At 67.1% G+C, this 19917-nt stretch carries 17 protein-coding genes, 1 tRNA gene and 3 pseudogenes; 15 read left to right on the plus strand and 6 right to left on the minus strand.

Translation table 11 applies throughout. The features are described from left to right. Positions 1 to 76 precede the first annotated feature (76 nt). The 9 genes from fabG to ACZK2V_RS05095 all read left to right on the plus strand — a co-directional run bounded on the left by fabG (position 77) and on the right by ACZK2V_RS05095 (position 7560). Positions 77 to 820, plus strand: coding sequence for a 3-oxoacyl-ACP reductase FabG (fabG, locus tag ACZK2V_RS05055; protein WP_004146899.1), 744 nt, complete (start codon positions 77 to 79; stop codon positions 818 to 820). Positions 821 to 972: 152 nt separating this feature from the next. Further along, complete coding sequence (gene acpP / locus ACZK2V_RS05060) at positions 973 to 1212, plus strand: acyl carrier protein (RefSeq protein WP_005415509.1); 240 nt, start codon at positions 973 to 975, stop codon at positions 1210 to 1212. 141 nt (positions 1213 to 1353) lie between these two features. Next, entirely contained in the window at positions 1354 to 2616 is a 1263-nt protein-coding gene (fabF, locus tag ACZK2V_RS05065; protein ID WP_049463472.1) for a beta-ketoacyl-ACP synthase II, read from the plus strand. Between the two features lie 134 nt (positions 2617 to 2750). After that, positions 2751 to 4115 carry an aminodeoxychorismate synthase component I gene (locus tag ACZK2V_RS05070; protein WP_107431410.1) on the plus strand — a complete coding sequence of 455 codons (1365 nt, stop codon included), beginning with the start codon at positions 2751 to 2753 and terminating at the stop codon, positions 4113 to 4115. A gap of 211 nt (positions 4116 to 4326) precedes the next feature. Then, positions 4327 to 5388 carry an endolytic transglycosylase MltG gene (mltG, locus tag ACZK2V_RS05075; RefSeq protein ID WP_107431411.1) on the plus strand — a complete coding sequence of 354 codons (1062 nt, stop codon included), beginning with the start codon at positions 4327 to 4329 and terminating at the stop codon, positions 5386 to 5388. Next, the gene (tmk, locus tag ACZK2V_RS05080) at positions 5385 to 6050 is read left to right on the plus strand and encodes a dTMP kinase (protein WP_099605028.1); all 666 of its coding nucleotides are present in this window, start codon (positions 5385 to 5387) and stop codon (positions 6048 to 6050) included. The genes mltG and tmk overlap by 4 nt, the downstream gene beginning before the upstream one ends. After that, on the plus strand, positions 6047 to 7003 hold the full coding sequence (locus ACZK2V_RS05085; protein ID WP_107431412.1) for a DNA polymerase III subunit delta': 957 nt from the start codon (positions 6047 to 6049) through the stop codon (positions 7001 to 7003). Before tmk ends, ACZK2V_RS05085 begins: the two co-directional genes overlap by 4 nt. Further along, entirely contained in the window at positions 7000 to 7353 is a 354-nt protein-coding gene (locus ACZK2V_RS05090; RefSeq protein WP_005412452.1) for a PilZ domain-containing protein, read from the plus strand. The genes ACZK2V_RS05085 and ACZK2V_RS05090 overlap by 4 nt, the downstream gene beginning before the upstream one ends. Positions 7354 to 7485: 132 nt before the next feature. Continuing rightward, positions 7486 to 7560, plus strand: a tRNA-Val gene (locus tag ACZK2V_RS05095). Positions 7561 to 7644: 84 nt separating this feature from the next. Here ACZK2V_RS05095 and ACZK2V_RS05100 read toward each other — a convergent pair. Beyond that, positions 7645 to 8208 (minus strand): hypothetical protein, encoded by a 564-nt coding sequence (locus ACZK2V_RS05100; RefSeq protein WP_049463479.1) that lies wholly within the window; start codon positions 8206 to 8208, stop codon positions 7645 to 7647. A gap of 288 nt (positions 8209 to 8496) precedes the next feature. Here ACZK2V_RS05100 and ACZK2V_RS05105 point away from each other — a divergent pair, with 288 nt between their 5' ends. The 4 genes and pseudogenes from ACZK2V_RS05105 (at position 8497) to ACZK2V_RS05120 (ending at position 13271) form a co-directional block, all read left to right on the plus strand. Then, complete coding sequence (locus ACZK2V_RS05105; RefSeq protein ID WP_049400651.1) at positions 8497 to 8877, plus strand: tautomerase family protein; 381 nt, start codon at positions 8497 to 8499, stop codon at positions 8875 to 8877. A gap of 216 nt (positions 8878 to 9093) precedes the next feature. Further along, positions 9094 to 9488, plus strand: a pseudogene (locus ACZK2V_RS05110) (DUF2946 family protein). Between the two features lie 130 nt (positions 9489 to 9618). Continuing rightward, positions 9619 to 11755, plus strand: a pseudogene (locus tag ACZK2V_RS05115) (TonB-dependent receptor). Between the two features lie 11 nt (positions 11756 to 11766). Further along, positions 11767 to 13271, plus strand: a pseudogene (locus ACZK2V_RS05120) (PepSY domain-containing protein). Positions 13272 to 13280: 9 nt separating this feature from the next. On the opposite strand, the gene ACZK2V_RS05125 reads toward ACZK2V_RS05120, so the two are convergent. Beyond that, the gene (locus ACZK2V_RS05125; RefSeq protein WP_107431415.1) at positions 13281 to 14414 is read right to left on the minus strand and encodes an MFS transporter; all 1134 of its coding nucleotides are present in this window, start codon (positions 14412 to 14414) and stop codon (positions 13281 to 13283) included. Between the two features lie 11 nt (positions 14415 to 14425). Further along, positions 14426 to 15202 (minus strand): DeoR/GlpR family DNA-binding transcription regulator, encoded by a 777-nt coding sequence (locus ACZK2V_RS05130; RefSeq protein WP_486322951.1) that lies wholly within the window; start codon positions 15200 to 15202, stop codon positions 14426 to 14428. 159 nt (positions 15203 to 15361) lie between these two features. Between ACZK2V_RS05130 and smqnr the strand changes: the two genes are divergently transcribed. Further along, complete coding sequence (gene smqnr / locus ACZK2V_RS05135; RefSeq protein WP_486322952.1) at positions 15362 to 16009, plus strand: SmQnr family pentapeptide repeat protein; 648 nt, start codon at positions 15362 to 15364, stop codon at positions 16007 to 16009. A 45-nt stretch (positions 16010 to 16054) separates the two neighbouring features. Here the strand turns inward: smqnr and ACZK2V_RS05140 are convergent, their stop codons facing one another. Then, complete coding sequence (locus ACZK2V_RS05140) at positions 16055 to 16687, minus strand: class I SAM-dependent methyltransferase (protein WP_486322953.1); 633 nt, start codon at positions 16685 to 16687, stop codon at positions 16055 to 16057. Between the two features lie 87 nt (positions 16688 to 16774). Continuing rightward, on the minus strand, positions 16775 to 17473 hold the full coding sequence (locus ACZK2V_RS05145) for a glutathione S-transferase family protein (RefSeq protein WP_459002696.1): 699 nt from the start codon (positions 17471 to 17473) through the stop codon (positions 16775 to 16777). A 100-nt stretch (positions 17474 to 17573) separates the two neighbouring features. Here ACZK2V_RS05145 and ACZK2V_RS05150 point away from each other — a divergent pair, with 100 nt between their 5' ends. Beyond that, positions 17574 to 18542 (plus strand): LysR substrate-binding domain-containing protein, encoded by a 969-nt coding sequence (locus tag ACZK2V_RS05150; RefSeq protein ID WP_486322954.1) that lies wholly within the window; start codon positions 17574 to 17576, stop codon positions 18540 to 18542. Here ACZK2V_RS05150 and ACZK2V_RS05155 read toward each other — a convergent pair. Continuing rightward, positions 18464 to 19849, minus strand: a complete 1386-nt coding sequence (locus ACZK2V_RS05155) for an aminotransferase-like domain-containing protein (RefSeq protein ID WP_486322955.1) — start codon at positions 19847 to 19849, stop codon at positions 18464 to 18466. The genes ACZK2V_RS05150 and ACZK2V_RS05155 overlap by 79 nt on opposite strands. Positions 19850 to 19917 lie beyond the last annotated feature (68 nt).

Genomic DNA, 19917 nt, shown 5'->3' on the forward strand with positions numbered 1-19917 from the left:
TTGTTCCTGCCGACCGTACCGGTGGCCGCTGCAAGCGGTACGGGTACGGCGGCCGTCCCAGCCTGAGGAAAACATCATGAGCAAGCCCCTGCAGGGTGAAATCGCACTGGTCACCGGCGCCAGCCGTGGCATTGGTGCCGCCATCGCCGATCTGCTGGCCGCCCAGGGCGCCACCGTCATCGGCACCGCCACCACTGAATCCGGCGCCGCCGCGATCGGTGAGCGCCTGGCCGCCCACGGTGGCCACGGCCGCGCGCTGAACGTCACCGACGCAGCTGCGCTGGACAGTGTGCTCGATGGCATCGCCAAGGAATTCGGCCCGATCTCGATCCTGGTGAACAATGCCGGCATCACCCGCGACAACCTGCTGATGCGCATGAAGGACGAGGACTGGGCGTCGATCATCGACACCAACCTGACCAGCGTGTTCCGCACCAGCAAGGCGGTGATGCGCGGCATGATGAAGGCGCGCAAGGGCCGCATCATCAACATCGCATCGGTGGTGGGCGTGACCGGCAATGCCGGCCAGGCCAACTACGCTGCCGCCAAGGCCGGCATCATCGGCTTCAGCAAGTCGCTGGCCAAGGAAATCGGTTCGCGCGGTGTCACCGTCAATGTTGTCGCACCCGGCTTCATCGACACCGACATGACCAAGGCGTTGCCGGAAGAAGCGCGTACCGCGCTGATCAACGACATCGCCCTCGAACGCCTGGGTTCGCCGGAAGACATCGCCCATGCGGTGGCCTTCCTGGCCGGCCCGGCTGCCGGTTACATCACCGGCGAAACCCTCCATGTGAACGGTGGCATGTACATGCCGTAAGCAAGGGGCGCAGGGATTGCGCCGCAAGTGGTTGATCTGCGGAGGTTTTTGCTGCGATGCAAGGCCGCGCCGGTTTCCACTACACTATCCCACGGCCATCGCCTTTGATGGCGACCACTTTTGAACCACAACTCCATCTGGAGCGAGATCCCATGAGCACCATCGAAGAACGCGTCAAGAAAATCGTCGTCGAACAGCTTGGCGTCAAGGAAGAAGAAGTCACCAACAGCGCATCGTTCGTCGATGACCTGGGCGCTGACTCGCTGGACACCGTCGAGCTGGTGATGGCCCTGGAAGAAGAATTCGAGTGCGAGATCCCGGACGAAGAAGCCGAGAAGATCAGCACCGTGCAGGCCGCCATCGACTACATCAAGGCCCACGTCAAGGCCTGATGTCAGACGGCAGTGCGCGCGGGCTCACGCTCGCCGCGCACCGCACCCCATGGGGCCGCTGTTGCGGCCCCGTGTGTTTGAGCATCACACCGAAGCAAACCGAGTTGCCCGTTGAAATCATCCGGGCCAGGAGAATCAGCAATGAAGCGTCGCGTCGTCGTAACCGGCCTGGGTATCGTCTCGCCGTTGGGCAATGATCTGGCCAGCAGCTGGGAAGGCATCACCCAGGGTCGTTCGGGCATCGGTCCGCTGACCAACGTTTCTGATGCCTATCTGGATCGGTTCACCACCAAGATTGCAGGTGAGGTCAAGGGATTCGACATCACCGCCGACAATGAACTGTTCGGCAAGTTCCGGGTCAGCGGCAAGGATGCCAAGAAGATGGACCCGTTCATCCATTACGGCCTCGGTGCCTCGTTCATGGCCCTGCACGACTCGGGCCTGGAAATCACCGACGCCAATGCCGAGCGCATCGGCGCCATCGTCGGCGCCGGCATCGGCGGCCTGCTCGGCATCGAAGAGCAGACCATCGAGTTCCATGAGGGCAAGAAGATCTCGCCCTTCTACGTGCCCAAGACCATCATCAACATGCTGCCGGGCCAGCTGAGCATCATCACCGGCCTGAAGGGCCCGTCGTTCTCGGCGGTGTCTGCGTGCGCAACCTCGAACCATTCGATCGGCACCGCCATGCGCATGATCCAGTACGGCGATGCAGACGTGATGGTGGTCGGTGGTGCCGAGCGTGGCTCGTCGCCGACCGCACTGGGCGGCTTCTGCGCGATGAAGGCCATGAGCACCCGCAACGACGCCCCGGAACAGGCCTCGCGCCCGTGGGACAAGGACCGTGACGGCTTCGTGCTGGGCGACGGCGCCGGCATCCTGATCCTGGAAGAGTACGAGCACGCCAAGGCACGTGGCGCGAAGATCTACTGCGAACTGGCCGGCTTCGGCGCCAGCTCCGACGCGTACCACATGACCGCACCGAGCGAGAACGGCGAAGGCGCCGCCCGCTGCATGGTCATGGCCATGAAGGACGCCGGCGTGACCCCGGAACAGGTGGGCTACCTCAACGCGCACGGCACCTCCACGCCGCTGGGCGACCTGGGCGAGACCATGGCGATGAAGACCGCCTTCGGCGACCACGCCTACAAGATGATGGTCAGCTCCACCAAGTCGATGACCGGCCACCTGCTCGGCGCTGCCGGTGGCGTGGAAGCAATCTTCTCGGTGATGGCGCTGCAGGACAACGTCATCCCGCCGACCATCAACCTGCAGCAGCCGGGCGAAGGCTGCGACCTGGACTACGTGCCCAATGAAGCACGCCAGGCCAAGGTCGACGTGGTGATGTCCAATGGCTTCGGCTTCGGCGGCACCAACGGCACGCTGATCTTCAAGCGCGTCTGACCGACGTTGTAGAGTCGAGCTTGCTCGACTCCGCCCTTGTGTAGAGTCGAGCCATGCTCGACTGAACGTGCGTTACGCACGAGGAGGCCGCCGCAAGGCGGCTTCCGTGCATCTGAATCCCCGAACTGGCTGCCATGACCCACGCACCGCTGATCCACCCGCTGCCGCACCCGATCGATCTGCTGGCCCTGCAGCAGCACGACCCGTCGCGCTTCCCGCTGCTGATGGAATCCACCGCTTCGGGCACCGCCCAGGGCCGCTGGAGCCTGCTGCTGGCCGCGCAGGGCGATAGCCTGCGGCTGGATGCCGATGGCCAGGTGCGCGACCAGCATGATGCGGTGCAGGCCGGCAACTTCCTGCAGGTGCTGGACCGCGCCTGGCAGCACGAACGCCTGCCGCATGACGGCAGCCACAGCCTGCCGTTCCGCGGTGGTTGGGCGTTGATGCTGGACTACGAAGTGGCCAGCCAGATCGAACCGGTGCTGCCGGCGCGTGCGCGCGAGGACGGCCGCCCGACCGCGCTGGCACTGCGCTGCCCGGCCGCGGTGCTGCACGACCATCACCACGAGGCCAGCTTCGTCATTGCCGAAGCCGGCGAGCAGGCGTTGCTGGATGCGCTGGTGGCACTGGCCTCGGTCGCGCTGCCCGAAGCCGGGCAGGGCTGGCAGCCGCCGCAGTCGGTGGGCGAGGATGCGCCGCAGCGCTTCACCGACGGCGTACGCCGGGTGATCGAGTACCTGCGTGCCGGCGATGTGTTCCAGGTGAACCTGTCGCGGCGCTGGAGCGCGCAGTTTGCCGCACCGGTCAGTCCGCAGGCGTTGTACGCGCAGCTGCGCCGCGCCAACCCGGCCCCGTTCGCCGGCCTGTTCAACGCGCACGGCCGCCATGTGGTCAGTTCCTCGCCGGAGCGGCTGGTGTCGGTGCATGCCGGCCACGCGCAGACCCGTCCGATTGCCGGCACGCGTCCGCGCTTCGAGGGGGACGATGATGCTGCGCGCATCCAGGAGCTGGTCGGTCACCCGAAGGAGCGTGCCGAGCACGTGATGCTGATCGACCTGGAACGCAACGACCTGGGCCGTATCTGCCTGCCCGGTACCGTGGTGGTCGATGAGCTGATGACCGTGGAGAGCTACGCGCACGTGCATCACATCGTCAGCAACGTCAGCGGCCATCTGCGCCCGGAGGTCACCCCCGGCGAGGTGATCGCCGCCACCTTCCCCGGCGGCACCATCACCGGCTGCCCGAAGGTGCGCTGCATGCAGATCATCAGCGAGCTGGAGCAGGTGCCGCGTGGTGCCTACACCGGCGCGTTCGGCTGGCTGAACCGCGATGGCGACCTGGACCTGAACATCCTGATCCGCACCGCCGAAGTGGATGGCCACGAGGTGAGCTTCCGCACCGGCGCCGGCATCGTGGTCGACTCGGACCCGGACAAGGAACTGGACGAGACCCGCGCCAAGGCCCGCGGCCTGCTGCGCGCGCTCGGCCAGCAGGGGTAGGCGTATTCCGGTAGTGCCGGCCGCTGGCCGGCAACCTCATGCACCCATGATCCGCGCGATTGCCGGCCAGCGGCCGGCACTACCGGTACCGGTGGGTGCCATTGTTCGGGTGGGTGCCGACCGTCGGTCGGCACAGGCGCATGCCCCCGGTCATGACCCCAATCCACCGGCACGGTATCCTGCACGACGGAATCGAGTTCAGAGGTAGTCCATGGCGGGAGCCAAGCGCGGGTGTCTGTTCGTGGTAACGCTGGTGGTGGTGCTGGCCGCCGTCGTGGCCGGCGCGGGCGCGTGGTTCTTCTACCAGCAGACCCGGTTCGCCGACGCCCCGATCACCCCGTCCGCCGAAAGCGTGGTCATCGCCAGTGGCGATGGCATGAGCACGGTGCTGCGCAAGCTGCGCGACGCCGGCGTGGACGAGGGCCAGGACGCGCAGTGGCAGCTGCTGGCGCGCCAGCTCGATGCGGCCGGCAAGCTGAAGGTGGGTGAGTACGCGCTCAGCAGCGACCTGACCCCGCGTGATCTGCTGCTGCGCATGCGCGCCGGCAAGGTGCTGCAGCACCGCGTCACGATCATTGAAGGCTGGAACATCCGCCAGTTGCGTGCCGCGCTCAAGCGCGCCGAGCCGCTGCTGCACACCACCGACAACCTCGATGACGCCGCGTTGATGCAGCGCCTCGGCTTCGGTGGCCAGCATCCGGAAGGTCGCTTCCTGCCGGAGACCTACGTCTACCAGCGTGGCGACAGCGATCTGGATGTGCTCAAGCGTGCTCACGCTGCAATGCAGGACGCACTGGATGAAGCCTGGGAAAGCCGTGCGCCGGACCTGCCGATCAACACGCCCTACGAACTGCTGACGATGGCCTCGATCATCGAGAAGGAAACCGCGCTGGCCAGCGAGCGCCCGCAGATCGCCGGCGTGTTCATGCGCCGCCTGAAGATCGGCATGCGCCTGCAGACCGACCCGACCGTGATCTACGGCATCGGTGCTGCGTATGACGGCAACATCCGCCGCCGCGACCTGACCACCGATACGCCCTACAACACCTATACCCGCGCCGGCCTGACCCCGACCCCGATCGCCATGCCCAGCCGCGATGCGCTGATGGCGGCCGCACAGCCGGCACCGGGCGACGCGCTGTACTTCGTCGCCGTGGGCGATGGCAGCGGCGCGCACGTGTTCTCGCCCAGCCTGGACCAGCACAACGCCGCAGTGGCCCGCTACCTGCAGCAGCTGCGCCAGCAACGTACCAAGGAGACCCCGGCGCAATGAGTCCCGCGCTGCTTCGCCACCCGCGTTTCGTCAGCCTGGAAGGCGGCGAGGGCGCAGGCAAGACCACCGCCATCAATGCCATCCGTGACTGCCTGCGCAGCCACGGCCACGAGGTGGTGCTGACCCGGGAGCCGGGCGGTACGCCGCTGGCCGAGCGCATCCGTGGCCTGGTGCTGAAGCCCGATGCCGAGATCGCCGCCGAACCGCTCAGCGCCGAAGCCGAGCTGCTGCTGGTGTTCGCTGCACGTGCGCAGCATGTGCGCCAGGTGATACAGCCGGCACTGCAGCGCGGCGCCTATGTGCTGAGCGATCGCTTCACCGATTCCAGCTATGCCTACCAGGGCGGTGGCCGTGGCCTCGACCCGCAGTGGATTGCCGATCTGGAACGACGCGCGGTGGGCCTGCTGCCGGGCCTGACCCTGCTGCTGGACGTGGACGTGGCAGTAGGCCGCGCACGCGCCAATGGCCGCGACCTGTGGCCGGACCGCATCGAGAGCGAACAGGATGATTTCTTCCAGCGCGTGCGCGAAGTGTTCCGCAGCCGCGCGCAGCAGGATCCGCAGCGCTTCGCATTGATTGATGCGGGCCAGGAGCAGGCGCGCGTGGCCGCCGATGTGGTCGCGTGCGTCGAGCGTTGGCTGCAGGACGGGGAGGGCGCATGAGCACGTTCTCGCCGTGGCAGCAGCGCGCATTCGACCAGACCGTGGCGGCGCTGGATGCCGATCGGCTCGGCCATGGCCTGCTGATCTGCGGCCCGGCCGGGCTGGGCAAGCATGAGGTGGCGCTGGCCCTGGCCGACCACGTGCTGGCACGAGGCGATGCTGCCCATGCCACGCGCACGCGCCAGCTGATCGCGGCGGGCACGCACCCGGACCTGCAGCTGGTCAGCTTCATTCCGAACAAGAGCGGCGACAAGCTGCGCACCGAGATCGTCATCGAGCAGGTGCGCGAGATCACCGACAAGTTGGCGCTGACCCCGCAGTACGGCGTGGCGCAGGTGGTGATCGTCGACCCGGCCGATGCGATCAACCGCTCGGCGGCCAACGCGCTGCTGAAGACGCTGGAAGAGCCGCAGCCCGGCCGCTATCTGTGGTTGATCAGCAGCGACCCGGCACGCCTGCCGCAGACCATCCGCAGCCGGTGCCAGCGCCTGGAATTCAAGTTGCCGCCGCAGCACGAAGCGCTGGCCTGGCTGCAGCAGCAGGGCCACAGCGAAGCATCGGCACGCGAAGCGCTGGACGCGGCGCGCGGCCACCCCGGCCAGGCCGACAACTGGCTGCGCGAAGATGGCCTGAGCCTGCGCCGCGAAGTGGGCCGCGAGCTGGAACAGCTGGCCGCCGGCAAGACCGGCGCGGTGGAGCTGGCGCAGAAGTGGTGCGGTGATGACAACGCGGCGCTGCGCCTGCGCTTCGCCGCCGACCTGGCGCTGGCCCAGGCCAGCACCGATGCCTTGACCACGCCGGAGCGATTGCACAAGCTTGCAGCCTGGTTCGATGCGGCCAACCGCACCCGCGACCTGCTGCGCACCACGGTGCGTGCAGACCTTGCGGTGGTCGAGTTGCTGCTGGCCTGGAACAAGGTGAACGAGCGGCCTGCCGCAAGGGGAAATCGATGAGTGCCAGCAACGCCCGCCAGGGCATCCTGTCCCTGGCCGTGAAGGACAAAGCCGCGCTGTACAGCGCGTACATGCCATTCGTGAAGAACGGCGGCATCTTCGTGCCCACGCCCAAGCGCTACTTCCTGGGTGACGAAGTGTTCCTGCTGCTGACCCTGCCCGATTCCAGCGAGCGCCTGCCGGTGGCCGGCAAGGTGATCTGGGTGACCCCGGCCGGCGCGCAGGGCAACCGCACCGCCGGCATCGGCGTGCAGCTGGCCGACGGTGCCGAAGGCGAGGGCGTGCGCCACAAGATCGAGACCCTGCTGGCCGGCCTGACCGGCTCGGACAAGCCGACGCACACGATGTAAGGCTGCGCCGGGCTGTTCTGTAGAGTCGAGCCATGCTCGACTGCCGCCCTCGAAAACACCCGTGAACACGAATGTGAAAAACGGTTGACGGCCTCTGAAAAGCCCCTATAATGAGCGGCTCAGCAACACACCGGGCGGTTAGCTCAGCGGTAGAGCATTGCCTTCACACGGCAAGGGTCACAGGTTCGATCCCTGTACCGCCCACCATGTTGCAGAACGAAAGAAGCCTCCAGCAATGGGGGCTTTTTTGTTGCCTGTGATTCCGTAGTGCCCGCCGAAGCGATCACCGTTTCAGCCGAGGTCCTCCAGCAGCTCGCGCGCGATCATCGCGGTTGCATCCAGCAGGTCGTGACCGCTGCCGGCCCGCACCACCACCGCCAGCAGGCTACGGCCCACATCGGCATTGCCGCCGCTCAGTTCCATCTCGCCTTCAAAGCACAGATCGGCCAACCATTCATGGGCCTGCTGCAGTCCGCGCTTGCGGACGCGGCGGAACTCCGCGAGCAGCTTCGCCTGGCCGGCCTCCTGCTCACCATCGGCAAGCAGGCCGATGGCACCGCCGTGCGCCGCGCGCCAGATGGCCGGTAGCGGGCGACCGTTCGCGTCCACCACGTCCGCCGAGAACTGCGCGCAGTACATTTCGTAGCGCTTGCCCGCTGTGCTGCAGGGCACGATGCCGGCCTCGGCCAGCAGGCGTTCGGCTTCATCCAGTTTGCTGAACTTCAAGCGCAGCAGTGCAGGACGGCTCAGGTGTTGTGCCAGCGCCTGCTGGTTGGCGGTGAACCAGACGTTCCAGCCCACGCTTGCGCGGCCTTCCAGTGCGGCCTTGAAGTACTCCAGGTGTTCGGCGTCCATTGCGGCCTCCTGCGCTCCCTGCTCGATTGTAGCGGGCGCATATCCGGGCCGGTCAGGCGTCGTCGCCGGAGAGGCAATGATGTGCCTCGCGTACCAGCTGTCGCGCGGCCACGATCAGCCCGTCGGTGTGGAAGGCGCCCAACTGTTCGTCCGGGTCGCCTTCGTTACGCACGTGGGCGGGCCCGTGCCACGAATGGAAGCAGAGGGTTCCATTCCTGCGCTGTCCCACCGCCCCGGGCAGGCGTAGTCTCGGCCCGTTGCCGTGCCCATCCACTCTGGAGTGCCACCATGCCGCTCGCCCGTATCGATCTTCGCAAAGGTAAATCCGCCGACTACCTGCAACGCGTCGGCGAAACCATCTACCAGGCCATGCGCGCGGTGGGCGTGCCGGAGAACGATCGCTTCCAGATCTTCCAGCAACATGAGCCGGGCACGTTGATCTATGACCCCGGCTACCTGGGCGTGGACCGCACCGACGATTTCATCTGCATCCAGATCACCTGGAACGAAGGGCGCACGCTGGAGCAGAAGAAGGCGCTGTACGCCGGCATCGCCGAGGGCCTGCACGCGGCGGTGGGTATCCGCCGCGAGGATGTGTTCATCAACCTGGTGGAAGTGAAGCGGGAAAACTGGTCGTTCGGGAACGGGCAGGCGCAGTACGTGAGTTGATGCGCGAAGCGCATCCACGCATGGCGTGGATCCACAGCGTGGTGGGCGTGCGCAGGGAGGGCGTGCCCATCGCTGTGGCCGGCAGCACAGCCCTGCGTCACCGTGTCGCAGGGGGCAAACCCTGAACGGGGTCCAAGGTTGGTCATGGCCCCGTAGAATGGCGGCGTGCGCCGTTCTGCTCTCCACCGCCGGTTCCAGGCCCTGGCATGGCTTGCCATGCTGCTGGTGCTGCTTGCCCCGCTGGTGAGCCGCTGGCTGGCGCACGATCACGTGGCTGCTGCAGTGCCCGTGGCGGCGATGGACCACGCGATGCACGCAGAGCATGCGCAGCACGCGATGGAAGGGCACCACGACCATCACGCGATGGCGATGCCGCACGGCGAGGCCGCAAAGAAGCCACCTGCCGATCCACACGCCGATCATGAGATGGGCGTGGACTGCGATTACTGCCTGATCGCTGCACGGCTGATCACGCTGCTGGTGGCGGCAGTGCTGCTGTTGGCGCCGATGGCACCGGTGTGCGCGCGCTGCGCGGTGCGGTGCGGTCGTTGCCGCAACGGATCAGCGGCACATTGGGAGCGCGTGGGCCGCCGGCACTGATGGCTGCCTGAGCCGCACGCGCGTTGCATTGAACATTTTTCCATGAGGTTGCCGGCCACGGCCGGTGCCCGCACGCGCGTGTTTGTCCCCTTCTGATTGCTGCCCTGCCATTGCGGGGTGGCCTTGCATGCCGTGAAAAAAATGAAAACGAACCCCAACTCCGCGCACCTGCGCCGGGCGACGCTGCCTGTCCTGTGCGCGTTGCTCCTGCACACCGCCCCCGTACTTGCCGCCGATGCGGCACCACCGACCACGCTGGACACCGTGCGGGTGGTCGATACCCGCAGCGGTGAGCTGTCGTCCACCGCCAACGCCGGTTCCGCGCTGGGCCTGAGCGTGCTGCAGACACCGGCCAGCCTGACGGTGATTTCGCGCGAACAACTGGAGCAGCGTGGCGACAGCAACCTCAACGATGCGATCAGCCGGGCAGGTGCGATCAGTGCGATGCCGCACCCCGGCAACGGCCTGAGCGCGCTGTCCAGCCGCGGCTTCACCGATGGCGCCTCGGTGATGCGCCTGTACGATGGGCTGCGCCAGTACGGCGGCGTGGGTATCACCTTCCCGTTCGATACCTGGTCGATCGAGCGCATCGAAGTGCTGCGCGGGCCGGCGTCGGTCATCCATGGCGACGGTGCGATCGGCGGCGTGATCAACATCGTGCCGAAGAAGCCCTCGCGCGGTGCCATCGAAAACGAGATCAGCGTGACTGTGGGCAGCGAGGACACCGCGCGGCTGGGCTTCGGCAGTGGTGGCGCGCTGACCCCCGTGCTGGCCTACCGGCTGGACGTGAGTGGCAACTACAGCGGCGGTTGGGTGGACCGTGGGCGCAACAACGATGCGACGTTCTCCGGCGCGCTGCTGTGGCAGCCGCGCGGCGACCTGCAGCTGACCCTCACCCATGCGCAGGGCTACCAGCAACCGATGCGCTACTTCGGCACGCCGCTGGTCGAGGGCCGCCAGCTGGAGGCGCTGCGCCACCGCAACTACAACGTGGATGACAGCGAGATCCGCTACCGTGACCGCTGGACCCAGCTCGATGCGCTGTGGACGCCGACCGCGAACGTGGAATGGCGCACGCGCCTCTACCAGATCGACAGCCAACGCGATTGGCGCAATGCCGAGGCCTATGTCTACAACCGCCCTACCGGCTTGATCGATCGATCGGGCAACACCGAGATCACTCACAACCAGGACCAGACCGGGCTGACCTCGACGCTGCGTGTGCAGGGAACCGCGGGTGGCCTGCAGAACAGCTTCGCGGTGGGCCTGGATGCCAACCGTGCGCACTTCAAGCACACGAACAACACCTATGCTGGCAGTTCGGGCCCGGTCGATCCGTTCGAACCGGTGCCGGGCCAGTTCGTCAGCGACGCGCCGAACCTGCCGCGCTACCGCAACCGTGCCGAGCAGTACGCGCTGTTCGCGGAAGACCGGTTGGCGCTGAGCGAGCGCTGGTCGGTGCTGGGAGGGCTGCGCCACGACCGCGCGCATCGACCGTACCGATCTGATCAGCGGCCAGAACGCGTTCTCGAAGACCTACAGCAGCACCGGCTGGCGTGCAGGTACGGTGTTCGCGCTGCAGCCGACGCTGAGCCTGTATGCGCAGTACTCGCAGGCGGCGGACCCGGTCAGTGGCCTGCTGATGATCAGCCCGGCCAACGGTGCCTTCGACCTGGCCAAGGGGCGGCAGATCGAGGTGGGCCTGAAGCAGGCCTTCGATGGCGGCGAGTGGACGCTGGCGGCGTATCGCATCCGCAAGACCGGGCTGCTCAGCCGCGATCCGCTGGTGCCGGACCGCCGCGTGCAGGTGGGCGCGCAGACCTCGCGTGGTATCGAGGCATCGTTGAACTGGAACGTCGCGCCGCACTGGACGTTGGATGCCAACGCCACGGTGCTGAAGGCCGAGTTCGAGGACTTCCTGGAGACCACAGGGTCGCCGCCGATGCTGGTCTCGCGCGATGGCAACGTGCCGCCGAACGTGGCCGAACGCCTGGCCAATGTGTGGCTGAGCTGGCAGTTCGCGCCGGACTGGAGCGCGGCGGGTGGCGTTCGCTATGTCGGCAAGCGCTACGCAGACAATGCCAACACGCTGGAGTTGCCCAGCTACAGCACCACTGATCTGGCGCTGACCTGGCAGGCAGCACCGCGCACGCGATTGTCAGCGCGATTGTTCAACGTGTTCGACAAGGCGTACTACGCCACCGCGTACTACACCAGCACGCAGTGGCTGCTGGGCGCGGATCGCCGCGTCGAGTTCACCGTCGACCATCGCTTCTGAGGACGCGCACCATGTCGCTGCGATCCACTGCCAAGCGCTGGACCTACCTGGTGCACCGTTGGCTCGGCATCGGCGGATGCCTGCTGATGCTGTTGTGGTTCGTCAGCGGCATGGTGATGTTGTTCATTGGCTACCCGAAGCTGACGCCCGGTGAACGTCTGGCGGCATTGCCGGTGCTGCCGGAGGCCCGCGATCTGCGCGGGCTGTCGGTGCTGCCTGCAGCCGTGCAGGCCGAGCCGGAGGCCGTGGCGCTGACCACGCTGCGTGGCGAGCCTGCGTATGTGGTGCGCAATGGCAGCAACGTGGGCGCCTGGTCGGCGTACACCGGCCAGGCGCTGCTGCCAGTGTCGGCACAGCGCGCCGAAGCGTCAGCGGCACAGTTTGCCGGCGGCCCGGCCTTTGTCGGTGCAATGCGCGTGGAGGAGGACCGCTGGACGCATTTCGCGCGCTGGACGCGCACCGGCCGCTGTATCGGGTGGAGGTGGGGGGCGTACAGCCCGGTGACCTGTATGTGTCCTCGCGCACCGGTGAAGTGGTGCTGGACGCACCGCATGTGCAGCAGCGCTGGAACTATGTGGGGGCCTGGCTGCACTGGCTGTATTTCCTGCGCATGCAGTCGGTGGATCCGGTCTGGACGTGGGTGGTGATCGTGCTGTCCGCGCTGTGCACGGTGGCGGCGGTCAGCGGCATCGTGGTGGGTGTGTGGCGCTGGCGTTTCCGCGGGCGCTACCGCTCCGGTGCGAAGACGCCGTACGTCGAACCGTGGATGCGCTGGCACCATCTGATCGGACTGATGGCTGCGGCCTTCGTTTTCACCTGGATCTTCAGCGGGCTGATGTCGATGAATCCATTGGGGGTCTTCAGCAGCACGCGCGAGGCGATCGATGTTGAACGCTATCGTGGCAGCGCGGTAACGGTGGATGGCGCGTTGGGTGAGCCGGTGAAGCTTCTGGCGGTGGCCGGTGCTGAGCGCTTCCAACCGGTCGAGATCCAGTGGCGCCGCATCGGAGGCGAGCTGTTCGCGGTGCTGCTGGATGGGAAAGGCGATACCCGCATCGTGTCCGGCAACGATGGGCATCTGCAGGTTGCGCGGTTGCTGCCGGCCGCGTGGCTGCAGCAGAAGGTGCGTGCGCTGTCCGCTGCGCCGATGCAGGTCTTCGTGGTGCAGCAGGCCGCGGATGCCTACTTCTATCCGCGTGCGCCCGAGGCCATGAATGGTGCAGCGGTACGCCGCTTCCCGGTGGCAGTGGTGGACTTCGGCGATGCCGAGGCGACGCGCGTCTATCTCGATCTGGCCACGGGTGATCCGTTGCTGACGATGGGGCATCGCGAGCGCGTGGGGCGCTGGCTGTTCTACTTCCTGCACAGCTGGGACCTGCCGGCGATGCTGCGCCAGGAAGGTGCCCGGCTGGCGGTGTTGCTGCTGCTGAGCGCTGCTGGCACCGCGCTTTGTGCCACGGCGACGGTGATCGGCTATCGGCGATTGCGGATGAAGCTGCGGCACAGGCGGCGCTGAGGCCCTGGGCTACATCCGCAGCCAACGTGTGGACACGGCCACCAGCAACAAGGCCGTGGCCACGCCGATGAACGCAGCGATCAGGCCGAAGTGGTTGGCAGCAAAACCGATCAGTGCTGGGCCAGCAAGGATGCCGGCGAAGCCCAGCGTGGATACCGCGGTGATCGCCAGCGCACCCGGCATGCGGGTCTGGTGGCCAGCCAGTGAGAACAGCGCGGGTGCGATGTTGGCGCAGCCGAGGCCGACCAGCACATAGCCGATCAGCGACGCCTGCCACGGCGTGACCAGGGTCAGCACCAGCACTCCCGCGGCGGCGAGCAGCGCGCCGAACACGATCGCGCGCTCACGGCCTACGCGCTCCACCAGTGCGTCGCCGAACAAGCGCGCCACGGTCATGGTCAGGGTGAAGGTTACATAGCCGATACCGGCGAGGCTGGCATCGACGCGACGCACATCGCTGAGGAAGACCGCGCTCCAGTCCAGCATCGCGCCTTCGCCGAGGAAGGCGACGAACGCCAGCACGCCGATGAACAGCACGATGCCGTGCGGCAGGGCCAGCATCGGTGCGTCGTGCGGCATGCGTTCGCTGTGCCAGTACGCCGCCGACAGCAGCATCACCAGCAGCATGGCGCCGACGCCGATCAGCACCGATGCCAGTGGCGGCAGCTGTGCGGACAACAGCACGGTCATGGTGGCCGCGCCGAGGAAGCCGCCGATGCTGAAGAAGGCATGGAAGCCGGACATCATCACGCGCCGCGCTTCGCGCTCGACGATGACGGCCTGCACGTTCATCGTGCAGTCCATCGCGCCCACGGCGGCGCCGAACACGAACAGCACCAGCCCCAGTGACCAGGCCGAACCGGCCAGCGCCAGGCCGGGCACGGTCAGGCAGATCAGCAGGCTGCTGGCCACCATCACCCGCCGGCAGCCCAGGCGTGCGGCCAGTACACCGGACAGCGGCATGGCCAGCAGCGAACCGGCACCGAGGCAGAGCAGCACCAGGCCCAGCGTAGCGTCGTTGATCTCGGTGCGTGCTTTGGCGAATGGCACCAGGGTGGCCCACAACGCAGTGGCGAAGCCGGGAATGAAGAACGCAGCGCGGGTCGCGTGCTGTTCGGCACGCGCGCGGTTGGCAAGGGACATGGGCGGTACGGTCAGGGCGGAGTGGGGTGTACCGCGATGCCTGCGGCGCGGAAGCGCGCCGCCAGTGCGGCGGGCGCGGTGGTGGTCAGCACCAGGTCGTCGATCTCGTCCAGGCTGGCGATCTGCCAGTTACCGCGGGCACCGAGCTTTTCAGTGGTGGCGGCGACGATGACGCGGCTGCTGCAGGCCACCATCGCGCGCTTGAGCGTGGCTTCTTCCGCATCCATTGCCCAGACGCCGGTGTCGCCGTCCACCGCGCAGGTGCCGGGCAGGTATACGTCGGCGCGCAGGCGCTGCACCTGCGCCAACGCTTCAGCGCCGACCGCGCCGCCACCACTGGCCAGGCGGCCGCCGATCAGCTGCACCGAAGTGCCTTCGAGCATGCTGGCGGCGGTGGCGATCTGCGGAGCATTGGTGATCACCGTCAGGCCGAGAGCGGTCGGCAGCTGCTGGGCGATCGCCAGATTGGTCGAGCCGGCATCGAGCAGTACCACCTGGCCCGGTTGCAGCAGCGCGCAGACGCGGGCGGCCAGTTCGGCCTTGTCGCCACGGTCGCGGGTCAGGCGCTCGCGTAGCGGGCGTTCCTTGGGGGGCGGCAGCACGGCGCCGCCGTAGACACGCTGGCACAGGCCTTGGGCGGCCAGCTCGCGCAGATCACGGCGGATCGAATCTTCGGAGACGGCATAGCGGCGCGCCAGTTCGGCGGCGACCACGCGGCCCTGCTGGCGCAGTTCCTCGAGGATCTGCAGGGTGCGCTGGGCGGGGAGGGGGCTGGGATCGGAGCTCATGACGCAAGTCTGCACGTTCGTGCATTAACGTGCAACAACGTGCATTGGGCGGGCGTGGCCACAGATCGGCTGGACTGCCGGTGAACCCGACCGCGCCAGCGTCTATGGATCGCCCTCGCGGCCCGGCATCATGGCGGGGCACCTGGCATGGAATCCACGATGTCCCCCACCGTTCACCGCAAGCTGCGCATCGGCGCGGACCAGTACACCGGCCAGAAAGTGGTCGACCAGCAGTTCCACGAATGCGATTTCTCCGGCGCGGACCTGACCGCCACCGAGTTCATCAACTGCAGCTTCTACGACGCTGAAAACCGCGCCGGTTGCCGCTTCAACGGCGCCACATTGAAGGAAGCCAGCTTCCGTAGTTGCGACATCAGCATGTGCCACTTCAGTTTCATCAAGGCGCTGGGCCTGGAGATCAGTGAGTGCCGTGCGCAGGGCGCGGACTTCAGCAACGCCAGCTTCATGAATCAGATCACCACGCGCAGCTGGTTCTGCAGCGCGTTCATCAAGAAGTCGAACCTGCGCTACGCCAATTTCTCGCGGGTGACGTTGGAGAAGTGCGAACTGTGGGAAAACCGCTGGGACGGCGCGAATGTGAGCGGCGCCAGCTTCGCAGGCTCGGACCTGTCCGGCGGCCAGTTCGAGGGCATCGACTGGAACAGCGCCAACTTCACCGACTGCGACCTGACCAACTCCGAGCTGGGCGAGCTGGACCTGCGCAGCACCAACCTGCGTGGTGCCACGCTGGATGTGCAGCAGGTGGCGCTGCTGATGCAGCGCATCGGCATTACGGTGGTTCCGTAGGCATCACCCGGCGTAGGCGACCCAACCCTTGAAGCTGAAGCCTGCCTAGAACAGCTCCACGCCGTCGAAGCCGGCCTCCTGCAGAAGTGCCACTTCCTGTTCGGGGGCAAGCAGCGGCAGCCGTTCGGCAATGGCCTCGATCGCGCGCTGTGCATCCGCGCGCGGAACGCCAGAGGCTTCGGCGAACGCGGCGTAGCGCTGCAGCCAGCGCAGCTTGCCGGCCGGATCCTGCGGCACGCTGTGGTGGGCGACGATCAGAGGGGCGCCCTGGCGCAGTCGCTTGTGCAGCTCGCGCAGCGTATGCAGGCGTTGCGTGGCGTCGAGGAAGTGCAGGGTCAGCAGGCAGCTGGCACCATCGAAGCGTACGTCCGGGGCATCGTCGATGTAGCCTTCCAGCAGCTCAACGCGTGCATTCAACGGACCCAGTGTCTGTTCGGCCAGGGCCAGCATCGGTGCGGCCGGGTCCACGCCCAGCAGCTGCCAGCCCGGTTGCGCCTCGGCAAAGGCCTTCAACTCCAGCCCGCCACCGGCGCCCAGCACCAGCACGCGCCCCTGTACGGGGATACGTTCGGCCAGCAGCAGGCGACTCATCTGCTGCAGGGCGAGGAAGCCCGGCACCTGGCGCAGCGGTGCTTCGGCATAGCGGGCCACCGCCTGCGGATCGGAGAACGTGGACATGCGCGGATTCCTGCAGCGGGGGACATACCACTGTAGCGCGGCGCGCAAGAGGCATTGCGCGCCGCTGCCGCACGGGCAGGACAGGGCTCAGGCCGCTGCGGCCTCAAGCACGTCTTCCATCCGCACCTCGCCGAGGAATCCACCGCCGCTGGTTGCCGGCTGCTGCGCTTCGATGGCGTGGGCGAACTGCACGCCGGCGTCTTCCTGCAGGCGCTCGAACAGCTGCTGCACCCTTGGGAACTCGCGTCGATCGACCACCTGGTGATAGTCGTTCCAGCGCGCGATGCCTGCGAAGTAGGCGTCGGCAAAGCTGCGCTGTTCGCCCAGCAGCCACGGGCCCGTGCCGATCATCTGCTCCAGCGCCTGGTGGGCGTGGCGCACCTTGGTCGTGCCATAGGCACGCAGCGCCTCGCCTTCATCGCCTTCCGCATGCTCCAGTGCGTGCCAGAGCGGCGCGTAGGCACCGAAGAAACTGGTGTTGAGATAGGCCAGCCGATGGTTGAGGCGATCGAAGCTGGAGGTGCCCTGTGCGAAGCCCAGACCCTGTGCGATGCCCTTCGCGGCCAGGTGGTTGAGGATGGCCAGGCTCTCGCTGAGCAGTTCGCCCTGTGTGGTTCGCAGGGTCGGGGTTTCGCCCAGTGGATTGAGGCGGCGGTAGTCTTCGCCCTGCACCTGGCCGGGCATCTCGATGCGGCATAGGTGATACGGCTGGCGCAGCCACTCCAGCGCGATGATGGAGCCGAACGAGCAGCCCGAGGGCACGCCGTAGAAGAGGATCGGGGTCATGGCAGGTTTCCGGTTCGAGCCGCGATGCGGCGGGTGAGGAAAGCGTGCCCGCGTGGACATTGCTCCGGAAGCCGTCCGAATGGCATCCTGAAGTCTACATATGTGGACGTTGCGCATGCTCAACCTCAACGATCTGGCCCTGTTCGTGACTGCGGTGGAGCAGGGCGGTTTCGCCGCAGGCGGGCGCCATCTGGGCCTACCGCGCTCGACGTTGAGCAAGCGCGTGGCGCTGCTGGAAGAACAGCTCCAGGTGCGGCTGCTGCAACGCAGTTCGCGCCGCTTCGCATTGACCGAGGTCGGCCAGGAGTTCTTCGAGCGCGCACGCGCAGCGTTGTCTGAGGTCGAGGCGGCCGAGGCCATCGTCCGCGACCGCCAGGCCGAACCCAGCGGCACCGTACGCATCAGCGCTTCGATTCCGGTGGTGCAGGGCGAGCTCGCCGCGTGCCTGCCTGCACTGGCCCGCCGCTATCCACGGCTGCGCATCGAAGTTGAAGTGAGTGATCGTTTCATCGATCTGGCTCAGGAGGGCATCGACATCGCTCTGCGCAGTCACTTCGGTCCGCTGCCGGATTCCGGGTTGGTGCAGCGAATGCTCGGCAGCGAGCGCATCGTGCTGGTGGCGTCCCCTGGCTATCTGGCAGCCGCGCCGGCAGTGGATACGCCCGAGCAGCTACGTGCGCATGCCGGCCTGCTGACCGCGCGTCATGCAACGCGCTGGACGCTGCACGGCCCCGACGCCCGCACCGTGCAGGTGGAGCCGCAGGTGGCGCTGGTCGGCAATGAATCGCAGCTGCTGATCGCGGCGGCCGAAGCCGGTCTTGGCATCACCGTGTTGCCACAGAGCCTGTGTACCGAGGCCCTTGCCGCTGGCCGCCTGCAGCAGGTGCTGCCGGCGTGGCATGCCGGCGAAGTGACCACCAGCGTGCTGCTGCCGCATCGTCGCGGCCAGTTGCCGGGCGTGCGCGTGGTGGTGGATGCGCTGGTCGCGCATTACCAGCTCAACGCAGCGCGCGCCAGTACCTGCCAGATCCTCGGGTCCTGGCACTGCGAAACGTTGAAACGTACATAGTCAGCCGCGCGCTGCGACTGACTGAACGCGTTGCCCGGTGCCAGCACGATGCCCTCGCGCAGGCATTGCCGGGCCAGTGCGGCGGCATCGCGGCCATCGGGCAGCTGGCACCACAGGAACAGCCCGGCTTCCGGCTGCAGCCACGGCCTGATGCCCAGCGTCTGCAGCTTGCGCAGCGTGTGCCGGCGCGCATCGGCCAGGCGCGAACGCACCGATTGCATGTGGCGGCGGTAGCCACTGTCGGTCAGCGCGATGTGCATCAACTGCATCGCCAGATGGCCGCCGCCGAAGCTGGTGGCCAGCTTCAGATCGGTCAGCGCCTCGATCCACTCAGGGCGAGCGGCGACGTAGCCACAGCGCGAAGCCGCCGACAGCGTCTTGGAGAAACTGCCGACGTGGATCACCCGCGACAGCCCATCGAGCGCGGCCAGCCGCGGTGCAGGCTGCAGTTCGAAGTCGGCGAAGATGTCGTCCTCGATGATGATCAGTTCATTGCGTTCGGCCAGGCCCAGCAGGCGGTGCGCGGTGCTGGCGGAAAGCACCGCGCCGGTCGGGTTGTGCAGGCCTGAGTTGGTGATGTACAGCCGCGGCGTATGCGCCTGAATTGCCTGCGCGAACGCCTCCAGGTCCGGGCCGCTGTGCGTGTACGGCACGCCGATGGCCTGCACCTGGTGCGCCTTCAGCAACGCGTGGTAGTTGAAGTAGCTCGGGTCATCCACCAGCACGCAGTCGCCGGGCTTGAGCAGGAAACGGCAGAGCAGATCGACCGCGTGCGTACCGGATTCGGTCAGCAGGATCTGCTCCATCGGTGCATCAATGCCCAGCGCGGCGCTGCGTCGTTGCAGCAGCTGGCGCAGTGCGGGCAGCCCGAGCGGGCCGGCGTAGTCGACCAGCTGTAGGGCATCGGCACGCGCCAGCCGACGCAGGCCGCGGCGCACGCCATCGTGATACAGCCAATCACTGGGCATCCAGCCGCAGCCCGGCTTGAGGTGGCCCGGCGGGGTTTCCAGCGACTGCCGCGACACCCACAGCGGATCCACCGCGCGGTCCAGCCGCGGCTCCATTTCAGCCAGCGCCAGCGGTGCGGTCGGCCCACTGACGTAGAAGCCGGATCCTGCGCGCGCACTGATCAGGCCTTCGGCGGCCAGGCGCTCGTAGGCCTCGACCACGGTCGAGACCGACACCCCCATCGCCGCCGCCTGCGCACGTACCGAAGGCAGGCGCGAGCCGGGGCCATCCACCCGCGCACCGATGCGGGTGCGGACGGTCTGGATGACCGATTCGATGCGGGTGAGCGAACGTGGCATGGCGGAACCGTAGTGGAAGTGTGGGCAGTACAGTTACTTGCGACTGTACTGGATTGTAGCTGGGGTCG

It is taken from the genome of Stenotrophomonas sp. 93052_Sma, from assembly GCF_056481145.1.